Here is a 17,580-nt window from a genome sequence, read left to right as displayed (position 1 = left end):
CCTTGCGCACCATGCGGTAAGCGCCGGCCGCCACAAGCCGACGCGTGCTTGGTGTCCGTCATCGCACACCGCACTTCGCACGATCGCTCCGTGCGTCCCCGCCTTTCGCCGTCCCCGCAAAGCAAAACGCCACGGCATGCCGTGGCGTTTTTCGTTACCGCTTCTCCGCGCGGACGCTCGCCGCGAGGCGATCAGTGATGCACGTCAGCGGGCCGCCCGTCGAAATCGTGCCCCGCGCGCCGAATCTCGCAGCGCGCATCCTTTTCGCCTTTCACGCCGTTGAACACGATGTTCAGGATCACGGCGCTGGCCGACGCCAGCAGGATGCCGCTGTGCAGGATCGGCGCGAGCGCGGGCGGCAGCTTCGAGAAGAAGTGCGGCGACACGACCGGCACGAGGCCCATGCCGACGCTCACGGCGACGATGAACAGGTTGTGCGAGTTGTTCACGAAGTCGACCTTCGACAGCACCTTGATGCCGTTCGCGGCGACCATCCCGAACATCACGATGCCCGCGCCGCCGAGCACGAACGGCGGCACCGACGCGACGACCTGCGCCATCTTCGGGAACAGCCCGAGCAGCACGAGGATCACACCGCCAGTCGCGCACACGAAGCGGCTCTTCACGCCCGTCACGCCGATCAGGCCGACGTTCTGCGAGAACGACGTATGCGGAAACGAGTTGAAGATGCCGCCGATCAGCGTGCCGAGGCCGTCGACGCGCAGGCCGCGCACGAGGCGCTCCTGGTTGACCGGGCGATCGACCATGTCGCCGACCGCGAGGAACATGCCGGTCGATTCGATGAACGTGACGAACATCACCGTGACCATCGTCACGATCGACAGCGGGTCGAAGTGCGGCCAGCCGAAGTGGAACGGCATCACGAAGCCGACCCACGGTGCAAGCGACACGCCTTCCGTGTTCACGCGGCCGATCGCGAACGCGATCACGAAGCCGGCGACGATGCCGAGCAGCACCGAGATGTTCGCGATGAAGCCGCGGCCGAACTTGTTGATCAGCAGGATCAGCGTGAGCACGACCAGCGACAGGCCGAGATAGACGGGGCTGCCATACTCGGGGTTGCCGACGCCGCCGGCCGCCCAGTTGATGCCGACTTCCATCAGCGACAGCCCGATCACCGCGATCACCGTGCCGACCACCACGGGCGGGAAGAACCGCAACAGCTTGCCGATCGTCGGCGCGAGCACGATGCCGATGATGCCGGCCGCGATGGTCGAACCGAAGATGTCGAGAATGCCGAGGCCCGGGTTCGTGCCGATCGCGATCATCGGACCGACGGCCGCGAACGTGCAGCCCATGATGACCGGCAGGCGGATCCCGAAGATCCACAGGCCGAGCGTCTGGATCAGCGTGGCGATGCCGCACGAAAACAGATCGGCGCTGATCAGGAACGCGATCTGGTCTTTCGGCAGCTTGAGCGCCGCGCCGACGATAAGCGGCACGGCGACGGCGCCGGCGTACATGACGAGGACGTGTTGCAGGCCAAGCGTTACCAGCTTGCCGGTCGGCAGCACCTCATCGCACGGATGGACCGTGTTCGATTGCATCTGTCTCACTCCATGATCTTGTTTTCGGGGTGATACGAAGTTATTCGGAATGAATCCATGCAACAAGAGCACTGGGTTCTATTCCGTTCTTTGCTGGTTCGATATGCCATTTCGGTATGGAACAGGGGGGCGATCATCGGGAAACTGCCGCGGGAGTGAGGTGTACCGGTTTTATAGCGCTTCAAAATAGCGCCGGCCCCCCTGTCAAATATGGGGTGCTTTATGGTGTGTATCGGGCGGGCCGCATAGTGGCAAAAAGCGGTGTTCGGAAATCGTGCCGGGTTAACCCGCGAACGGCCGCTTTTGCGTGCAAGGTGCAGCCCGGTGGAACGCGCCGGCCCGACCCCACGGTCGATGCGTCGACGCGGCGGCAAAAAGCGCGGTGCGCATCGCGATCCCGTTATCATCGACATCCGTTCATTCGAATCCCTCTTAGCTCATGCGCCTGCTCGGAATCGACCTCGGCACCGGCTCTGTCAAACTCGTCACGCTCGATGCCGACGGCGTCGAGCGGGCCGTCGCGAGCGAACCTTACGGGTTGTCGTCGCCGCAGCCCGGCTGGGCGGAAATCGCGCCCGACGCGTGGTGGCAGGCGCTCGTGCGCGCGGCCGCGCGGCTGCCGGGCGACGAGCGTGCGCAGGTCGCGGCGATCGGCTTTTCGGGCCAGATGCATGGCGTCGTGCTGATCGACGCGGCCGGCCAGCCGGTGCGGCCCGCGCTGCTGTGGCCCGACACACGCGCGGTGCGCGAGGCGGACGCGGCCGACTGGCCTGCCGCCGGATGGCCCGTCGCCGGATTACCCGTCGCCGGATTGCCCGTCGCCGGATTACCCGTCGTCCCGAACCCCGTCGCGCCCGGCATGGCCGGCCCGCTGTTGCGCTGGCTGGCGGCGCACGAACCCGACGCGCTACGCGCCGCGCGCTGGGCCGTGCAGCCGAAGGACTGGCTGCGCATCGCGCTCGGCGGCGACGTGGCGGCCGATCCGAGCGACGCGTGCGCAACGGCGCTCGCGACGCCCGACGGCGCGTGGGACACTGCATTGATCGACACGCTCGGCCTGACGGCCGACCGCTTCGCGCCGGTTCGCGCGTCCACCGCGCGCTGCGGCATGCTCGGCGCGCAGGCCGCCGCCGCGCTCGGCCTGCCGGCCGGCGTGCCGCTCGCGACGGGCGCGGCCGACACCGCATGCGCGGCGCTCGGCAGCGGGCTGGCCGCGGCAGGGGATGCGTTGCTGACGACCGGCAGCGGCGGGCAGATCGTCGTGCTCGCGGATGCGTTGCCGCCCGCGCGGCGCGGCTTGCATCGCTATCGTGCGGCGACGGGCGGCGGCTATTACACGATGGCGGCGATGCAGAACGTCGGGCTCGCGCTCGAAGCCGTGCGCGGCTGGCTCGGCTACGCGCAATGGGCCGATGCGTATGACGACGCGTTCGCGCAGCCGGCGTCCGAGCGGTTGTGCTTCCTGCCGTACCTGACCGGCGAGCGTTCGCCGTGGATGAACCCCGATGCGCGCGGCGGCTGGCTCGGCCTCGGGCTCGGCGACACGCGCGGCGCGATGATGCGCGCCGCGTTCGAAGGCGTCGCGTTCGCGTTGCGCGCGGGGCTCGATGCGATCCGCGATGCCGATCGCCGTGACGCGGTGACGACGCTGCGTCTCGCGGGCGGCGGCTCGGTCGATCCGCGCTGGCGCCAGTTGCTCGCCGATGCGCTCGGCGCGTCGCTGCATGCGATCGATTGCCCGAACGCCGCGACGCGCGGCGCCGCCTTGCTCGCGGGCGTCGCGATCGGGCATTGGCGTGAAGACGGGTTGCGCGCGCTGGCGCCGGCTGCTGCGCCGGTCGCGGCACCGCACGACGACCGCCTGCTGGCCGTACGCCAAGCGCGCTTCGTCGATCTGTATGCCCGCACGGATGCATGGTTCACGACGGGCGTTTAAACTCGACCACTTGTTCTTTTGCGCCAGCGATGACGCATCCTGGCAAGCCGGCGACCGTTTCGCGCACGCGATGCGCGGCGGGAGCGGCCATCATGGCGAGCACGATATTCTTGCGCCGTGCCGCGCGGCACGGCTTCGACCGCCTTGCATGAAACCCGGGCCGGCGCCGCACGCCGGCCCGGGCCGATCTCACCGACACACAGAGGAGTGACACGATGAAAACGAAAGCCGCGATTGCATGGAAGGCCGGTGCGCCGCTGACGATCGAGGAAGTCGATCTCGAAGGGCCGCGCGCTGGCGAAGTGCTGATCGAAGTGAAGGCGACGGGCATCTGCCATACCGACTACTACACGCTGTCGGGCGCCGATCCGGAAGGGATCTTCCCGGCGATCCTCGGCCATGAAGGCGCGGGCGTGGTGGTCGACGTCGGCCCCGGCGTTGGCACCGTGAGAAAGGGCGACCACGTGATTCCGCTCTACACGCCCGAATGTCGCGAGTGCAAGTTCTGCCTGTCGCGCAAGACCAACCTGTGCCAGAAGATCCGCGCGACGCAGGGCAAGGGCCTGATGCCCGACGCGACGTCGCGCTTCTCGCTCGACGGCAAGCCGCTGTTCCACTACATGGGCACGTCGACGTTCTCGAACTACATCGTCGTGCCGGAAATCGCGGTCGCGAAGGTGCGCGAGGACGCGCCGTTCGACAAGATCTGCTACATCGGCTGCGGCGTGACGACGGGCGTCGGCGCGGTCGTGTACTCGGCGAAGGTCGAGGCCGGCGCGAACGTGGTCGTGTTCGGCCTCGGCGGGATCGGCCTGAACGTGATCCAGGGCGCGAAGATGGTCGGCGCGGACAAGATCATCGGCGTCGACATCAACCCGAAGCGCGTCGAGCTCGCGAAGAAGTTCGGGATGACGCACTTCATCAACCCGAACGAAGTCGAGAACGTCGTCGACCACATCGTGCAGCTGACCGACGGCGGCGCCGACTATTCGTTCGAATGCGTCGGCAACGTGAAGCTGATGCGCCAGGCGCTCGAATGCACGCACAAGGGCTGGGGCCAGTCGTTCATCATCGGTGTGGCGGCAGCGGGCGAGGAAATCAGCACGCGTCCGTTCCAGCTGGTGACGGGTCGTGAATGGAAGGGCTCGGCGTTCGGCGGCGCGCGCGGGCGCACCGACGTGCCGAAGATCGTCGACTGGTACATGGAAGGCAAGATCAACATCGACGACCTGATCACGCACACGCTGCCGCTCGAGCGGATCAACGAAGGCTTCGACCTGATGAAGGCCGGCGAGTCGATCCGCTCGGTCGTGCTGTACTGACCGGGAGCGTACCGCCATGCTCGAACTCGTTTCCTCGCATGCGTGCCACGGCGGCGAGCAGCGTTTCTACCGTCACGATTCGGCGGCCATCGGCCTGCCGATGAAGTTCTCGGTGTACCTGCCGCCGCAGGCCGCGCAGGGCCGCGTGCCGGCGCTGTTCTATCTCGCGGGGCTCACGTGCACCGACGAGACGTTCGCGATCAAGGCCGGCGCGCAGCAATACGCGGCGCAGCACGGCATCGCGCTCGTGATGCCCGATACGAGCCCGCGTGGCGCGGGCGTGCCGGGCGAGACCGATGCGTGGGACTTCGGCGTCGGCGCGGGTTTCTACGTCGACGCGACCCAAGCGCCGTGGTCGACGCATTACCGGATGGAGTCGTACGTGACCGGCGAGCTGCGCGAGCTCGTCGTGGCCGAGCTGCCGATCGACGGCGCGCGGCTCGGCATCTTTGGTCACTCGATGGGCGGGCACGGCGCGCTGACGCTCGCGTTGCGTCATCCGGGCCTGTACCGGTCGGTGTCGGCGTTCGCGCCGATCGCCGCGCCGACGCGCTGCCCGTGGGGCGAGAAGGCGTTCTCCGGTTATCTCGGCGCCGATCGCGATGCGTGGAAGGCGCACGACGCGAGCGAGCTGGTCGCCCGTGCCGATGCGCCGAAGTTCGCGGACGGCATCCTCGTCGATCAGGGGCTCGCCGATCAATTCCTCGCGAACCAGCTGAACCCCGACGTGTTCGAAGCCGCGTGCGCGAAGGCCGGCCAGCCGCTGACGCTGCGCCGCCATCCGGGCTACGACCACGGGTACTACTTCATCTCGACGTTCATCGCCGATCACCTCGCGCATCATGCGCGCGTGCTGGCGCGGTGAGTTGTCCCTGACGCCACGTCGTTGCGCTCCAACGGGCGACGTGGCTGTCATCCATCGTTACGCATTCCACCGGGGCATTCGCCCGGAAAAATCACCTGCCGCCGCAAATTCGTACTCGTTCTATAGGATGCCAAATCGATTCGCCGAATAATGATCGCCGATTCAATCGTGGTGAAATTAATTCGAGCGAGGCTTTGACCTGAATGGGCGACATGGTTTGCGAGGTATCAAACAATTCCCCGAACTGGGGGGTTGATCAATCTGTTTGCGTGGAAACTTGTGCCCGAGCGATGGAGTGGTGGCATCAAATACATCCAGGCGTTCAAGGATGCGTGGGTCGTGCACAACAAGTCCCATATCCGAGCAGCAGCGGGGCGCCACCGTCTACCTCGGGAAATGCTCGCGGGCGTATGTTGGATCGAGGTTGGTGGCGACCCTGAATTCATCGATCGCGTTGCATTCGAAGTGCGCACGTTCGACTGGAGTGGTCCGCCGTTCGTCGACAGGCATCTGACACTGACACGTCATCCAGCGATGACATCGTTCGGCCCGGTGAGCATGCAGCTTCGCACGGCCGCACAAACGCTTGGAATGGATCCGTCGCAAATGTCAGCGTCGCAATTTCGGAGTTTGGCCCGCTGCCTTCAACGCGATATTTTTAATATCGATGTGGTTGCGCGTCATCTCGCCCAGTTGGCGAAGCGCGATGGGATCCAATATCCGTTCTCGATGGATCAAATTCGCATCATCGGCGCGCGCTACAACCGAGGAAGTGGGTTGTCTCTCGAGCAAATAAGACAAAATACCAGCTACGGTAACTTCATCGTTACGCATTGGTCGCGCTTCACTCGGCTCATGCAGTAATGCATCAGGATGCAAACATGGCCCGTCTCCTCCGCTTCGTCACTCATGTCGCATGTGTCATCGGATTGCTCGTCGTTATCACGATCACCGGGAACAAGTATGCGTGGATGCATGAAATCGATCCATCCGTCGCGATCGATGCGATCAAGGACGAAGCTGGCGACCATACGCTGGTCAGCTATGCATTGCTCATGGTCGTTGCGATCACACAGGTCGTGTTGCTCGCGAGGTCCAGGGCCACAGGTGCCAAACCCTGGGTCGGGTTCCTGATGCTCGCGGCAACGGCAGTGTGCGCATGGAAAACGATCACGTAACGCCATCCGCACGCATGCGAGTCGTCATGCCCTGCGCAACAAGCTCGCGCCGTACACGAGCGCCGACAGCGCGGTGATCCAGAAGCTCGTCGGCCAGTCGGTGTGATACGCGAGCACGATGCCGAGCCACGCTTCGAACAACGCGAACAGCGCGGCGAGCAGCACGCCGGTCGACAGCCGCGTCGTCACGTTCTGCGCGGCGGCAGCCGGCCCGACCAGCAGCGTGAACACCAGCAGCACGCCGACGATCTGCGTCGCCGCGGCCACTGCGAGCGCGCACACCGCGAGGAACAGCATCGACACCGTGCGCAGCGACACGCCCTTCGCTTCAGCGAGTTCGGGCTGGAGCGACGCGAACAGCAGCGGCCGTGCGATCAGCGCGAGCGCGAGCAGGCTCACCGTGCCGATGGCGGCGAGCACCGCGAGCGTGTCGTGGCTCACCGCGAGCACGTTGCCGAACAGCAGCGCGGTGACCTGCGTCGCGAACGACGTGTAGAAGTGCAGGAACAGCAGGCCGAAGCCGAGCGCGCCGGACAGGATCACGCCGATCGCGACGTCGCGGCCCGCGAGCTTTTCGCCGAGCGCGCCCATGCCGATCCCGGCCGCGAGCGTGAAGCCGACCATCCCCCAGATCGGCGAGATGCCGAGCAGCACCGCGCCCGTCGCGCCGGTGAAGCCGACGTGCGACAGCGCATGGCCGGCGAAGGTCTGCCCGCGCAGCACCAGGAAATAGCCGACGATGCCCGCGAGCACCGCGACGATCCCCGACGCGGCGAACGCGTTGATCATGAAGTCGTATTCAAACATCGTGCGAATGCCCGGGATGAGCGTGTCCGTGGTGGTGATGGCCGTGGCCGCCGCCACCGCCGTGCGAATGGCCGTCGTCGTCCTCGTGTTCGTGATCGTGTTTCTCGATCTCGACGTCGCCGGACATCACGAAGATCTTGCCGTTCACGCGCATCACGTCGATCGGCGATCCGTAGAGCCGCGACAGCACGGGCTTCGTGATCACCTCGTCGACGGTGCCGAGCGCCGCGACGCCGTTGCCGAGATACAGCACGCGATCGAGCGCGTTCAGCAGCGGATTCAGTTCGTGCGCGGAGAACAGCACGGTGATGCCGAGCTCGCGCTGCACGTTGCGCACGAGCTCGACGACGCCGCGCTGGTGGTTCGGGTCGAGGCTGATCAGCGGCTCGTCGAGCAGCAGCAGCTTCGGGTTGCCGAGCAGGCATTGCGCGAGCAGCAGCCGTTGGCGCTCGCCACCCGACAGTTCGGACAGCGGCCGGGGCGCGAGCGACGGGCCGCCGACGAGATCGAGCACGCGATCGACGTCGCGGCGCGTGGCCGCGTTCGTGTGCGGCAAGCCCCAGCGATGGCCGTCGGCGGCCATCGCGACGAAATCGTAGCCGCGCATCCGGCGGTTCGCGAGGCCGCTTCTGATCTGCGGCATGTAGCCGATCGACGCGTTGCCGCGCACGACCGGCACGCCGCCAACCGACAGCGTGCCGGCCGACACGGGGACGAGGCCGAGCACCGCGCGCATCAGCGTCGTCTTGCCCGCGCCGTTCGGCCCGAGCACGCCGACGAATTCGCCGGGCTCGATCGAGAAGCTGACGTCGCGCAGGATCGTGCGGCCGCCCAGTTCGAGCGTGACGCGATCGAGGGCGAGGGCGTGGGGAGTGGCGGTCATGTCGTGACGGTCGTCTATTACTTACTTGCCGGCTGAAAGCGCGCTGCCGAGCGCGTCGAGCTGGCCGATCATCCATTGCTGGAAGGTCTTGCCGGCCGGCTGCGTTTCGGTGACGCTGACGGTCGGCACGCCGCCGTCGCGTGCGATCTTCAGCATGCGCTTGGTCATCGGCTCTTCGGCCTGGCTGTTGTAGATCAGTGCGCGCACCCGCTTCTTGCGCAGGTCGCCCTCGAACGCGGCGACGTCCTGCGCGCTCGCCTCGGTGTCGTTCATCGTCGCGAGCTGGAAGCGCTGGTTGCGCATGTCGAGGCCGATCGCGTCCGACATGTAGCCGAACACGGGCTCGGTGGCCGTCACCGGCACGCCCTTGTACTTCGCGCGCAGCGCGGCGACCTTGTCGTCGACGGGCTTCAGCGACGCGACGAACTTTTGCAGGTTCGCATCGTATTCGGCCTGGTTCGCCGGGTCGGCGCGGCCGAGTTCGGCCGCGATCGCGCGTGCGGCGGCCGGCATCGTCGCCGGGTCGTACCACAGGTGCGGGTTGTCGCCGGCCTTCTTGCCGACGAGATCGGCGACGACGATCGTCGCGCGCTTCGCCTGCTTCGATGCGCCGAGCAGCTTGCCCATCCACGGATCGTAGTCGGCGCCGTTGTAGATCACGACCTGCGCGTGCTGCAGCGCGCGGGCCGTCTTCGGGCTCGCTTCGAACAGGTGCGGATCCTGGTCCGGATTGCTGAGGATGCTCGTGACCGCGACGTGGCGGCCGCCGATCTGCGACGCGACGTCGCCGTAGAAATTCTCCGCGGCGACGACGTTGACGGTCGCGGCCTGCGCGAACGCGGGCGCGGCGAACGACAGCGCGGCGACGGCCGCGGCGAGCCAGCGGGCAGGCGACAGGGCGCGCCGCGGCGCGCGCTTCAGGGCAATGGACATGGAACTCCTCGTTGGAAGGGCGGCGCAGGCGCCGCGCGATGCGGCGTCAGCGCTGCGCGGGCTTGCGCTTGCAGTGCCCGCACAGGCCGTTCAGCTCGACGACCTGGTGATGGACTTCGAATCCGTGCGCGGGCTCGCTCGCGGACAGCTGCTTCGCGAGGTCGCTGCCGGGAATCTCGACGGTGTCGCCGCACGAATCGCAGATCAGGAACTGGCCTTCGTGCGGCACGCCGATCTCGCAGCACGCGAGGAACGCGTTCTTCGATTCGATCCGGTGGATGAAGCCGTGCTCGACGAGAAAATCCAGCGCGCGGTAGACGGTCGTCGGCGGCACGCGGCCGCGTTGCGGTTCGAGTTCGGCGAGCAGGTCGTACGCGCCGATCGGGCGCTGCGCGGCCAGCACGCGTTCGTAGACCTGGCGACGCAGCGGCGTCCACGCGAGCCCGTGCTCGGCGGCGAATGCGTCGGCCCGGGACAGCCGGGCGTCGATGGACGATGAGGTAGCCATGGCGTGAAGCAGGGCGATGAAACACAGTATCGCGATGATATAACGTATCGCTGCGCCGTGCAGTGCCAATTCCGTTTTCCGTCCTTCCTCCATCCCCGTCAGCATCGATGCCACTGCGCCGCACCGTGCCCTTCTTGCCTTGCAGCGCGGGCGCGGCGGGATGCAGCCGTGCGCCGTCGTGCCGCAGCGCGTCATAGAAAGCCGTCGCGTCGTCTTGACAGCGCGTATCGCGTATCCGATCATTCGATCACTAACAGAGCAATTGATCGGTCGGAGAGCGTTCGCTCACCTCGCGACCGTCGTGCAGCAAGAACGAACCGGAGACAGCCAGTGAGACTGGAACACAAGGTCGCGATCCTGACGGGCGCCGCAAGCGGCATCGGCGAAGCGGTCGCGCAACGCTATCTGGACGAGGGCGCGCGCTGCGTGCTCGTCGACGTGAAGCCGGCAGGCGGTTCGCTCGCGCGGCTGATCGAGTCCAACCCCGGCCGCGCGGTGGCCGTCACGGCCGACGTCACGCGCCGCGACGACATCGAGCGGATCGTCGCGACGGCGGTCGAGCGCTTCGGCGGCGTCGACATTCTGTTCAACAACGCGGCGCTGTTCGACATGCGCCCGCTCCTCGACGAATCGTGGGACGTGTTCGACCGGTTGTTCTCGGTCAACGTGAAAGGGCTGTTCTTCCTGATGCAGGCCGTCGCGCAGCGGATGGTCGAGCAGGGGCGCGGCGGCAAGATCGTCAACATGTCGTCGCAGGCCGGCCGTCGCGGCGAGGCGCTCGTTTCGCACTACTGCGCGACCAAGGCCGCGGTGATCAGCTACACGCAGTCGGCCGCGCTGGCGCTCGCGCCCCACCGGATCAACGTGAACGGCATCGCGCCGGGCGTGGTCGACACGCCGATGTGGGAGCAGGTCGATGCGCTGTTCGCACGCTACGAGAACCGGCCGCTCGGCGAGAAGAAGCGGCTCGTCGGCGAAGCGGTGCCGCTCGGGCGCATGGGCGTGCCGGGCGACCTGACGGGCGCCGCGCTGTTCCTCGCGTCGGCCGACGCCGACTACATCACCGCCCAGACGCTGAACGTCGACGGCGGCAACTGGATGAGCTGAAAATGCTGCCGCTCGCACGCGCCACCTGCCGGCCGGCCCGCGACGCGGCGCCCGCCGTCGACCGAGGAGGGCTCGCCTGATGGCCGAGATCGTCGTCGCCGGCGAACTGCTGGCCGAATTCGTCGCCGCCGAGCGCGGCCAGGGTTTCGATACGCCCGGCCTGTTCGAAGGACCGTTCCCGAGCGGCGCGCCGGCGATCTTCGCCGATCAGGCCGCGCGGCTCGGCGCGCGCGTCGCATATGCGGGCTGTGTCGGCCGCGACGCGTTCGGCGATGCGATCGTCGCGCGGCTCGCCCGCGACGGCGTCGACGTCGCGCGCATTCGCCGCGTCGCGCGCCCGACCGGCACCGCATTCGTCGCGTATCGCGACGACGGTTCGCGCAGTTTCGTGTTCACGCTTTCGACCAGTGCGGCCGCGTGCGTCGATGCGTCCGACGTCGACACCGCGATGTTCGACGGCTGCCGCTACTTCCACGTGATGGGCTCGTCGCTGACGAGCGAATCGGCGATCGCGGCCGTGCAGCGCGGCGTGATCGAGGCCGCGCGCGCGGGCGCCAAGGTGTCGTTCGATCCGAACGTGCGGCCCGAAATGCTGAGCTTCCGCCCGATGCGCGCGGCGCTCGACGAGATGCTCGCCGCGTGTCACCTGTTCCTGCCGAGCGAAGCCGACCTGCCGTTCTTCTGCGGGCCGCAGCCGGCCGAGCGCGCGATCGCGGGCCTGCTCGCGACGCATCCGCTGCTCGAGCGCGTCGTGCTCAAGCGCGGCGCGCAAGGCAGCGTCGCGTTCGATCGCGCGAACCGGGCCGAAGCGCCGGCCTTTCCGGTCGACGAAGTCGATCCGACCGGCGCCGGCGACTGCTTCGGTGGCACGCTGGTCGCGAGCCTCGTCGCGGGCTTGGCCGTCGACGTCGCGCTGCGCCGCGCGAACGCGGCCGGTGCGATCGCGGTCACGCGGCGCGGCCCGATGGAAGGCAACAGCAGCGCGGCCGAGATCGACCGTTTCCTGACCGAACGAGGTATCGCATGTCCGGCCTGACGACCGTTGCCGAGCGCACGCGCACCGCGCACGCGGACACCGTGCTGCGGATGATCTTCGACGCGAACCGCGCGGACGCGCAGCGCGGCATCTATTCGATCTGCAGCGCGCACCGGCTCGTGCTGGAGGCCGCGTGCGAAGCCGCGCGAGCCGACGGCTCGCCGCTGCTGATCGAGGCGACCTGCAATCAGGTGAACCATCTCGGCGGCTATACGGGCATGACGCCCGCTGATTTTCGTCGCGACGTCGATGCGATCGCCGCACGCTGCGGGCTCGCGCCGTCGGCGCTCGTGCTTGGCGGCGACCATCTCGGCCCGAACCCGTGGCGGCACCGCCGCGCGGCCGACGCGATGCGTGAAGCGGCCGCGATGATCGCGGCCTACGTCGAAGCCGGTTTCGAAAAGATCCATCTCGATGCGAGCATGGCGTGCGCGGACGATCCGGCGCGGCTCGACGATCGCACGATCGCCGCGCGCGCGGCCGAGCTGTGCCGCGTCGCGGAAGACGCGGCGGCGCGCGCCGGGATCGCGCCCGTCTACGTGATCGGCACCGAGGTGCCGACGCCGGGCGGCGAAGTGAGCGGCGAGGCAAGTAACGACGCGAGCGGCGACGCGATCGCGCGGATCGCGGTCACGCGCAGCGACAGCATCGCGGCGACGCTCGACGCGCACCGCCGCGCGTTCGCGGCGGCCGGGCTCGACGATGCGTGGATGCGCGTCGTCGCGATCGTCGCGCAGCCGGGCGTCGACTTCGACGATCGCCACGTGCTCGACTACGACAGCGCGAAGGCGGCGTCGCTCGGCGCGAGTATCCTGCAGACACCGCGCCTCGTATTCGAAGCGCATTCGACCGATTATCAGACCGAAGCCGCGCTTGCCGCGCTCGTGCGCGACCACTTCGCGGTGCTGAAGGTCGGCCCCGCGCTGACGTTCGCGCTGCGCGAGGCGCTGTTCGCGCTGACGTACATCGAGGACGCGCTGATCGACGACGTCGCGCAGCGCTCGCGGTTGCGCGACGTCGTCGACGCGGCGATGCGCGCGCAGCCCGAGCACTGGGCGCCGTACTACCGCGGCGACGAGACCGCGCAGCGGCTCGCGCGCCAGTTCAGCTACAGCGACCGCATCCGCTATTACTGGCTGCAGCCGGCCGTCGCGGCCGCGGTCGAGCAACTGTTCGACAACCTCGCGCGGCAGCCGGTGCCGGAGACGCTCGTCGCGCAGTGGCTGCCGGACGTCTACGCGGCGTGCCGCGCGGGCGGCCTCGCGAAGGAGCCGCGCGCATGGGTGCGCCACCGGATACGCGACGTGATCGCGCACTATGCGCGCGCGTGCGGGATGCAGCGGCCGGCATGACGGGCCGCGAAGGAAGCGACGCAACACCACGCAAGACCGACGACATTTCGAACAATCACAGGAGACATGCCATGCAACGAAAGATGCTCGACGCCGCCGCACGCTGTTTCGCCGGAGCCGCGCTCGCGACGGCGGCCTGCGCGGCGTCCGCCGGCACGCTGACGATCGCGACGCTGAACAATCCCGACATGATCGAGTTGAAGAAGCTGTCGCCGGCGTTCGAGAAGGCGAACCCCGACATCAAGCTGAACTGGGTGATCCTCGAGGAGAACGTGCTGCGCCAGCGCGCGACGACCGACATCACGACCGGCAGCGGCCAGTTCGACGTGATGGCGATCGGCACCTACGAAACGCCGCAGTGGGGCAAGCGCGGCTGGCTCGCGCCGATCACGGGCCTGCCCGCCGACTACGACCTGAACGACATCGTGAAAACCGCGCGCGACAGCCTGTCGTACAACGGCCAGCTGTACGCGCTGCCGTTCTACGTCGAAAGCTCGATGACGTTCTACCGCAAGGACCTGTTCGCGGCGAAGGGGCTGAAGATGCCCGACCAGCCGACCTACGACCAGATCGCCGAATTCGCGGACAAGCTGACCGACAAGTCGAAGGGCACCTACGGGATCTGCCTGCGCGGCAAGGCCGGCTGGGGCGAGAACATGGCGTACGTGTCGACGGTCGTGAACACGTTCGGCGGGCGCTGGTTCGACGAGAACTGGAATGCGCAGCTCACGTCGCCCGAATGGAAGAAGGCGATCAATTTCTACGTGAACCTGCTGAAGAAGAACGGCCCGCCGGGCGCGAGTTCGAACGGCTTCAACGAGAACCTGACGCTGACCGCGTCCGGCAAGTGCGCGATGTGGATCGACGCGACGGTCGCGGCCGGGATGCTCTACAACAAGCAGCAGTCGCAGGTGGCCGACAAGATCGGCTTCGCGGCCGCGCCGGTCGCCGCGACGCCGAAGGGCTCGCACTGGCTGTGGGCGTGGGCGCTGGCCGTGCCGAAGACGTCGAAGCAGCAGGACGCCGCGCGCAAGTTCATCGCGTGGGCGACGTCGAAGCAGTACATCGAGATGGTCGGCAAGGACGAAGGCTGGGCGTCGGTGCCGCCGGGCACGCGCACGTCGACGTATCAGCGCGCCGAGTACAAGGCCGCCGCGCCGTTCTCGGACTTCGTGCTGAAGGCGATCGAGACGGCCGACCCGAACGATCCGTCGCTGAAGAAGGTGCCGTACACGGGCGTGCAGTACGTCGGGATTCCTGAATTCCAGTCGTTCGGCACGGTGGTCGGCCAGTCGATCGCGGGCGCGGTCGCGGGCCAGATGTCGGTCGACCAGGCGCTCGCCGCGGGCCAGGCCGCCGCCGACCGCGCAGTGCGGCAGGCAGGCTACAAGAAGTAACGCGCAAGCCGTCGCGCGGCCCGCGTCGTGCGCGATCGCACACGGCGCGGGCCGGCGAGGCCGACAGGCGGGCAGGCCGTTCGCGCCCGCGCATCAACCGGAGGGACTCCGTCATGCGTCACCTGCGTCTTCCCCTGAGCCATGCTCACGCGCCGTCGGTCGGCGACGCGTCGTCGCCGCCCGGCGCGCCGCGCCGCGCGCGCGGCGGCGCGAGCTGGCTCGTCTCGCCGTCCGTCGCGGTGCTGCTGCTGTGGATGTCGATTCCGCTCGCGATGACGATCTGGTATTCGTTCTCGCGCTACAACCTGCTGAACCCGGACGTGAAGGGCTTCGCCGGGTTCGACAACTACCGCTTCCTCGCGACCGATCCGTCGTTCCTGCCGGCGATCTGGCACACGCTCGTGCTGATCGGTGCGGTGCTCGCGATCACCGTGATCGGCGGCGTGCTGATGGCCGTGCTGTTCGACCGCAAGTTCTACGGGCAGGGCGCCGCGCGCCTGCTCGCGATCGCGCCGTTCTTCGTGATGCCGACGGTTTCCGCGCTGATCTGGAAGAACATGATCCTGCATCCGGTGTACGGGCTCGTCGCGAACGCGATGCGCGCGCTCGGGCTGACGCCGATCGACTGGTTCGCCGACTACCCGTTGACCGCGGTGATCATCATCGTTGCATGGCAGTGGCTGCCGTTCGCGTTCCTGATCCTGTTCACCGCGATCCAGTCGCTCGACCAGGAGCAGAAGGAAGCCGCGCGCATCGACGGCGCCGGCCCGATCGCGATGTTCTTCTACATCACGCTGCCGCACCTGAAGCGCGCGATCGCCGTGGTCGTGATGATGGAGACGATCTTCCTGCTGTCGATCTTCGCGGAAATCTACACGACGACCGGCGGCGGCCCCGGCGACGCGACGACCAACCTGTCGTACCTGATCTATGCGCTCGGCCTGCAGCAGTTCGACGTCGGCCTCGCGTCCGCGGGCGGCATCATCGCCGTCGTGGTCGCGAACGTCGTGTCGTTCTTCCTGGTGCGGATGCTCGCGCGCAACCTGAAAGGGGAGTACGAAAAATGAGCGACCTGACCTTGGCGGGCCGGCGCACGCCGGCCGTGTTCGACCTCGTGCGGCGTGCGCTGCCCGGCACGCTCGCGTGGCTGATCGCGCTGTTGCTGTTCTTCCCGATCTTCTGGATGGCGATCACCGCGTTCAAGACCGAGCAGCAGGCGTACGCGTCGTCGCTGTTCTTCATCCCGACGCTCGACAGCTTTCGCGAGGTGTTCGCGCGCAGCAACTACTTCGGGTTCGCGTGGAATTCGATCCTGATCTCGGCCGGCGTCACCGTGATCTCGCTGCTGTTCGCGGTGCCGGCCGCGTACGCGATGGCGTTCTTCCCGAACCACCGCACGCAGAAGGTGCTGCTGTGGATGCTGTCGACGAAGATGATGCCGTCGGTCGGCGTGCTCGTGCCGATCTACCTGCTGTGGAAGAACGCGGGGCTGCTCGATACGGTGTCGGGGCTCGTGATCGTCTACACGCTGATCAACCTGCCGATCGCGGTGTGGATGACCTTCACGTACTTCAACGAAATCCCGAAGGACATCCTGGAGGCCGGGCGGATCGATGGCGCATCGACGTGGCAGGAGATCGTCTACCTGCTGATGCCGATGGCGCTGCCGGGGCTCGCGTCCACCGCGCTGCTGCTCGTGATCCTGTCGTGGAACGAGGCGTTCTGGAGCATCAACCTGTCGAGCTCGAACGCCGCGCCGCTGACCGTATTCATCGCGTCGTACTCGAGCCCCGAAGGCTTGTTCTGGGCGAAGCTGTCCGCGGCGTCGCTGCTCGCGGTCGCGCCGATCCTGATCGTCGGCTGGCTGTCGCAGAAGCAGCTCGTGCGCGGGCTCACGTTCGGGGCGGTTAAATGAGCGATGCAAGCAAAGGTGCCGCTGGCAAACGTACGACCGGTCACGGCGTGAACGTGCTGATCTGCGATTGCGACGGCGTGCTGATCGACAGCGAGGCCGTGGCCGCCGACGTGATCGTGCGCGAACTCGATGCACGCTGGCCAGGGGTCGACGCACGGCCGGCCGTGATGCCGCTGCTCGGGCTGCGCATCGAGCGCGTGCTGGCCGGCGCGAGCGACGCCGTGGGCCGCACGCTATCGGCCGGCGACGTCGACGCGATCCGCTGCGCGGTCGAGGCGGCGGCCGTGAATGCGCCGATGGTCGAAGGCATCGACGCGGCGCTGGCCGCGATCGACCTGACAACGGCCTGCGCGAGCAACAGCTACCGTACGTACGTCGAAGCGGCGCTCGAGCGCACCGGCCTCGCGCGCTTCTTCGGCGACCGGCTGTTCTGCGCGGATGCGGTCGCGCGGCCGAAGCCGGCGCCGGACGTGTATCTGGCAGCCGCACGCACGCTCGGCGCGGTGCCCGCGCAATGCCTCGTCGTCGAGGACAGCGTGACCGGCATCACCGCCGCGGCCGCGGCCGGCATGACCGTGCTCGGCTTCATCGGCGGCGGGCACGCATCGGCGGCCCAGATCGACGCGCTGCGCGGCATCGGCGCGCGTCACGTATTCGACGACATGCACGAGCTGCCCGGCTACGTCGCGCGCTGGCAGGCGACGGGCGAGGTGCTGCCGAACTAGCAATCAGGAACGAAGGCGCGCCGCTTTCAACGCGGCGCATCACGAACG

Annotated in this window: 17 protein-coding genes; 12 read left to right on the top strand and 5 right to left on the bottom strand. The window is 67.7% G+C overall.

Going from position 1 to position 17,580, the window contains the following annotated elements:
* Positions 1-191: 191 nt before the first annotated feature.
* Positions 192-1,568, bottom strand: a complete 1,377-nt coding sequence (locus HWX76_RS17880; RefSeq protein WP_176016108.1) for a nucleobase:cation symporter-2 family protein — start codon at positions 1,566-1,568, stop codon at positions 192-194.
* A 439-nt stretch (positions 1,569-2,007) separates the two neighbouring features.
* Here HWX76_RS17880 and HWX76_RS17875 point away from each other — a divergent pair, with 439 nt between their 5' ends.
* The 5 genes from HWX76_RS17875 (at position 2,008) to HWX76_RS17855 (ending at position 6,869) form a co-directional block, all read left to right on the top strand.
* Positions 2,008-3,504 carry an FGGY family carbohydrate kinase gene (locus tag HWX76_RS17875; protein ID WP_176016107.1) on the top strand — a complete coding sequence of 499 codons (1,497 nt, stop codon included), beginning with the start codon at positions 2,008-2,010 and terminating at the stop codon, positions 3,502-3,504.
* Positions 3,505-3,719: 215 nt separating this feature from the next.
* Positions 3,720-4,826: an S-(hydroxymethyl)glutathione dehydrogenase/class III alcohol dehydrogenase gene (locus HWX76_RS17870; protein ID WP_006483756.1), complete on the top strand. Its 1,107-nt coding sequence runs from the start codon at positions 3,720-3,722 to the stop codon at positions 4,824-4,826.
* Between the two features lie 16 nt (positions 4,827-4,842).
* Entirely contained in the window at positions 4,843-5,691 is an 849-nt protein-coding gene (gene fghA, locus HWX76_RS17865; protein WP_050016980.1) for an S-formylglutathione hydrolase, read from the top strand.
* 252 nt (positions 5,692-5,943) lie between these two features.
* Positions 5,944-6,555: a hypothetical protein gene (locus HWX76_RS17860; RefSeq protein ID WP_235356283.1), complete on the top strand. Its 612-nt coding sequence runs from the start codon at positions 5,944-5,946 to the stop codon at positions 6,553-6,555.
* 17 nt (positions 6,556-6,572) lie between these two features.
* Entirely contained in the window at positions 6,573-6,869 is a 297-nt protein-coding gene (locus HWX76_RS17855) for a hypothetical protein (protein ID WP_050016983.1), read from the top strand.
* A 24-nt stretch (positions 6,870-6,893) separates the two neighbouring features.
* On the opposite strand, the gene HWX76_RS17850 is transcribed toward HWX76_RS17855, so the two are convergent.
* The 4 genes from HWX76_RS17850 to HWX76_RS17835 are packed head-to-tail and all read right to left on the bottom strand — an operon-like array spanning position 6,894 to position 10,000.
* The gene (locus HWX76_RS17850) at positions 6,894-7,676 is read right to left on the bottom strand and encodes a metal ABC transporter permease (protein ID WP_050017091.1); all 783 of its coding nucleotides are present in this window, start codon (positions 7,674-7,676) and stop codon (positions 6,894-6,896) included.
* The gene (locus HWX76_RS17845; RefSeq protein ID WP_176016106.1) at positions 7,669-8,559 is read right to left on the bottom strand and encodes an ABC transporter ATP-binding protein; all 891 of its coding nucleotides are present in this window, start codon (positions 8,557-8,559) and stop codon (positions 7,669-7,671) included. Before HWX76_RS17845 ends, HWX76_RS17850 begins: the two co-directional genes overlap by 8 nt.
* Before the next feature lie 21 nt (positions 8,560-8,580).
* Positions 8,581-9,492, bottom strand: a complete 912-nt coding sequence (locus HWX76_RS17840; RefSeq protein WP_176016105.1) for a metal ABC transporter solute-binding protein — start codon at positions 9,490-9,492, stop codon at positions 8,581-8,583.
* Between the two features lie 46 nt (positions 9,493-9,538).
* Positions 9,539-10,000, bottom strand: coding sequence for a Fur family transcriptional regulator (locus tag HWX76_RS17835; RefSeq protein WP_050017093.1), 462 nt, complete (start codon positions 9,998-10,000; stop codon positions 9,539-9,541).
* 330 nt (positions 10,001-10,330) lie between these two features.
* Here HWX76_RS17835 and HWX76_RS17830 point away from each other — a divergent pair, with 330 nt between their 5' ends.
* The 7 genes from HWX76_RS17830 to HWX76_RS17800 all read left to right on the top strand — a co-directional run bounded on the left by HWX76_RS17830 (position 10,331) and on the right by HWX76_RS17800 (position 17,532).
* Positions 10,331-11,107, top strand: coding sequence for an L-iditol 2-dehydrogenase (locus HWX76_RS17830; protein WP_050016989.1), 777 nt, complete (start codon positions 10,331-10,333; stop codon positions 11,105-11,107).
* A 79-nt stretch (positions 11,108-11,186) separates the two neighbouring features.
* Positions 11,187-12,143, top strand: a complete 957-nt coding sequence (locus tag HWX76_RS17825) for a sugar kinase (protein WP_050016991.1) — start codon at positions 11,187-11,189, stop codon at positions 12,141-12,143.
* Positions 12,131-13,495, top strand: a complete 1,365-nt coding sequence (locus HWX76_RS17820; protein WP_050016993.1) for a D-tagatose-bisphosphate aldolase, class II, non-catalytic subunit — start codon at positions 12,131-12,133, stop codon at positions 13,493-13,495. Before HWX76_RS17825 ends, HWX76_RS17820 begins: the two co-directional genes overlap by 13 nt.
* A 71-nt stretch (positions 13,496-13,566) precedes the next feature.
* The gene (locus HWX76_RS17815) at positions 13,567-14,892 is read left to right on the top strand and encodes a sugar ABC transporter substrate-binding protein (protein ID WP_006477974.1); all 1,326 of its coding nucleotides are present in this window, start codon (positions 13,567-13,569) and stop codon (positions 14,890-14,892) included.
* Positions 14,893-15,005: 113 nt separating this feature from the next.
* Positions 15,006-15,959 (top strand): sugar ABC transporter permease, encoded by a 954-nt coding sequence (locus HWX76_RS17810; RefSeq protein ID WP_176016104.1) that lies wholly within the window; start codon positions 15,006-15,008, stop codon positions 15,957-15,959.
* The gene (locus HWX76_RS17805) at positions 15,956-16,807 is read left to right on the top strand and encodes a carbohydrate ABC transporter permease (RefSeq protein WP_050016995.1); all 852 of its coding nucleotides are present in this window, start codon (positions 15,956-15,958) and stop codon (positions 16,805-16,807) included. Before HWX76_RS17810 ends, HWX76_RS17805 begins: the two co-directional genes overlap by 4 nt.
* On the top strand, positions 16,804-17,532 hold the full coding sequence (locus HWX76_RS17800) for an HAD family phosphatase (protein ID WP_176016103.1): 729 nt from the start codon (positions 16,804-16,806) through the stop codon (positions 17,530-17,532). Before HWX76_RS17805 ends, HWX76_RS17800 begins: the two co-directional genes overlap by 4 nt.
* The last annotated feature ends 48 nt before the right edge of the window (positions 17,533-17,580 follow it).

The sequence above is a fragment of the Burkholderia sp. BCC0398 genome (assembly GCF_902833245.1).
In the GTDB taxonomy this organism is placed as follows: Bacteria; Pseudomonadota; Gammaproteobacteria; order Burkholderiales; family Burkholderiaceae; genus Burkholderia; species Burkholderia sola.
Note: the sequence above shows the minus strand (reverse complement) of the source record. Positions and strands in the feature narration are given on the sequence as shown.

What these genes read in the sequence shown, in the direction of transcription:
- HWX76_RS17880 (WP_176016108.1), bottom strand. Translation starts at nt 1,568, where the DNA reads ATGCAATCGAACACGGTCCATCCGTGCGATGAGGTGCTGCCGACCGGC.
- HWX76_RS17810 (WP_176016104.1), top strand. Translation starts at nt 15,006, where the DNA reads ATGCGTCACCTGCGTCTTCCCCTGAGCCATGCTCACGCGCCGTCGGTC.
- HWX76_RS17845 (WP_176016106.1), bottom strand. Translation starts at nt 8,559, where the DNA reads ATGACCGCCACTCCCCACGCCCTCGCCCTCGATCGCGTCACGCTCGAA.
- HWX76_RS17870 (WP_006483756.1), top strand. Translation starts at nt 3,720, where the DNA reads ATGAAAACGAAAGCCGCGATTGCATGGAAGGCCGGTGCGCCGCTGACG.
- HWX76_RS17840 (WP_176016105.1), bottom strand. Translation starts at nt 9,492, where the DNA reads ATGTCCATTGCCCTGAAGCGCGCGCCGCGGCGCGCCCTGTCGCCTGCC.
- HWX76_RS17855 (WP_050016983.1), top strand. Translation starts at nt 6,573, where the DNA reads ATGGCCCGTCTCCTCCGCTTCGTCACTCATGTCGCATGTGTCATCGGA.
- HWX76_RS17835 (WP_050017093.1), bottom strand. Translation starts at nt 10,000, where the DNA reads ATGGCTACCTCATCGTCCATCGACGCCCGGCTGTCCCGGGCCGACGCA.
- HWX76_RS17875 (WP_176016107.1), top strand. Translation starts at nt 2,008, where the DNA reads ATGCGCCTGCTCGGAATCGACCTCGGCACCGGCTCTGTCAAACTCGTC.
- HWX76_RS17815 (WP_006477974.1), top strand. Translation starts at nt 13,567, where the DNA reads ATGCAACGAAAGATGCTCGACGCCGCCGCACGCTGTTTCGCCGGAGCC.
- HWX76_RS17805 (WP_050016995.1), top strand. Translation starts at nt 15,956, where the DNA reads ATGAGCGACCTGACCTTGGCGGGCCGGCGCACGCCGGCCGTGTTCGAC.
- HWX76_RS17850 (WP_050017091.1), bottom strand. Translation starts at nt 7,676, where the DNA reads ATGTTTGAATACGACTTCATGATCAACGCGTTCGCCGCGTCGGGGATC.
- fghA (WP_050016980.1), top strand. Translation starts at nt 4,843, where the DNA reads ATGCTCGAACTCGTTTCCTCGCATGCGTGCCACGGCGGCGAGCAGCGT.
- HWX76_RS17825 (WP_050016991.1), top strand. Translation starts at nt 11,187, where the DNA reads ATGGCCGAGATCGTCGTCGCCGGCGAACTGCTGGCCGAATTCGTCGCC.
- HWX76_RS17800 (WP_176016103.1), top strand. Translation starts at nt 16,804, where the DNA reads ATGAGCGATGCAAGCAAAGGTGCCGCTGGCAAACGTACGACCGGTCAC.
- HWX76_RS17820 (WP_050016993.1), top strand. Translation starts at nt 12,131, where the DNA reads ATGTCCGGCCTGACGACCGTTGCCGAGCGCACGCGCACCGCGCACGCG.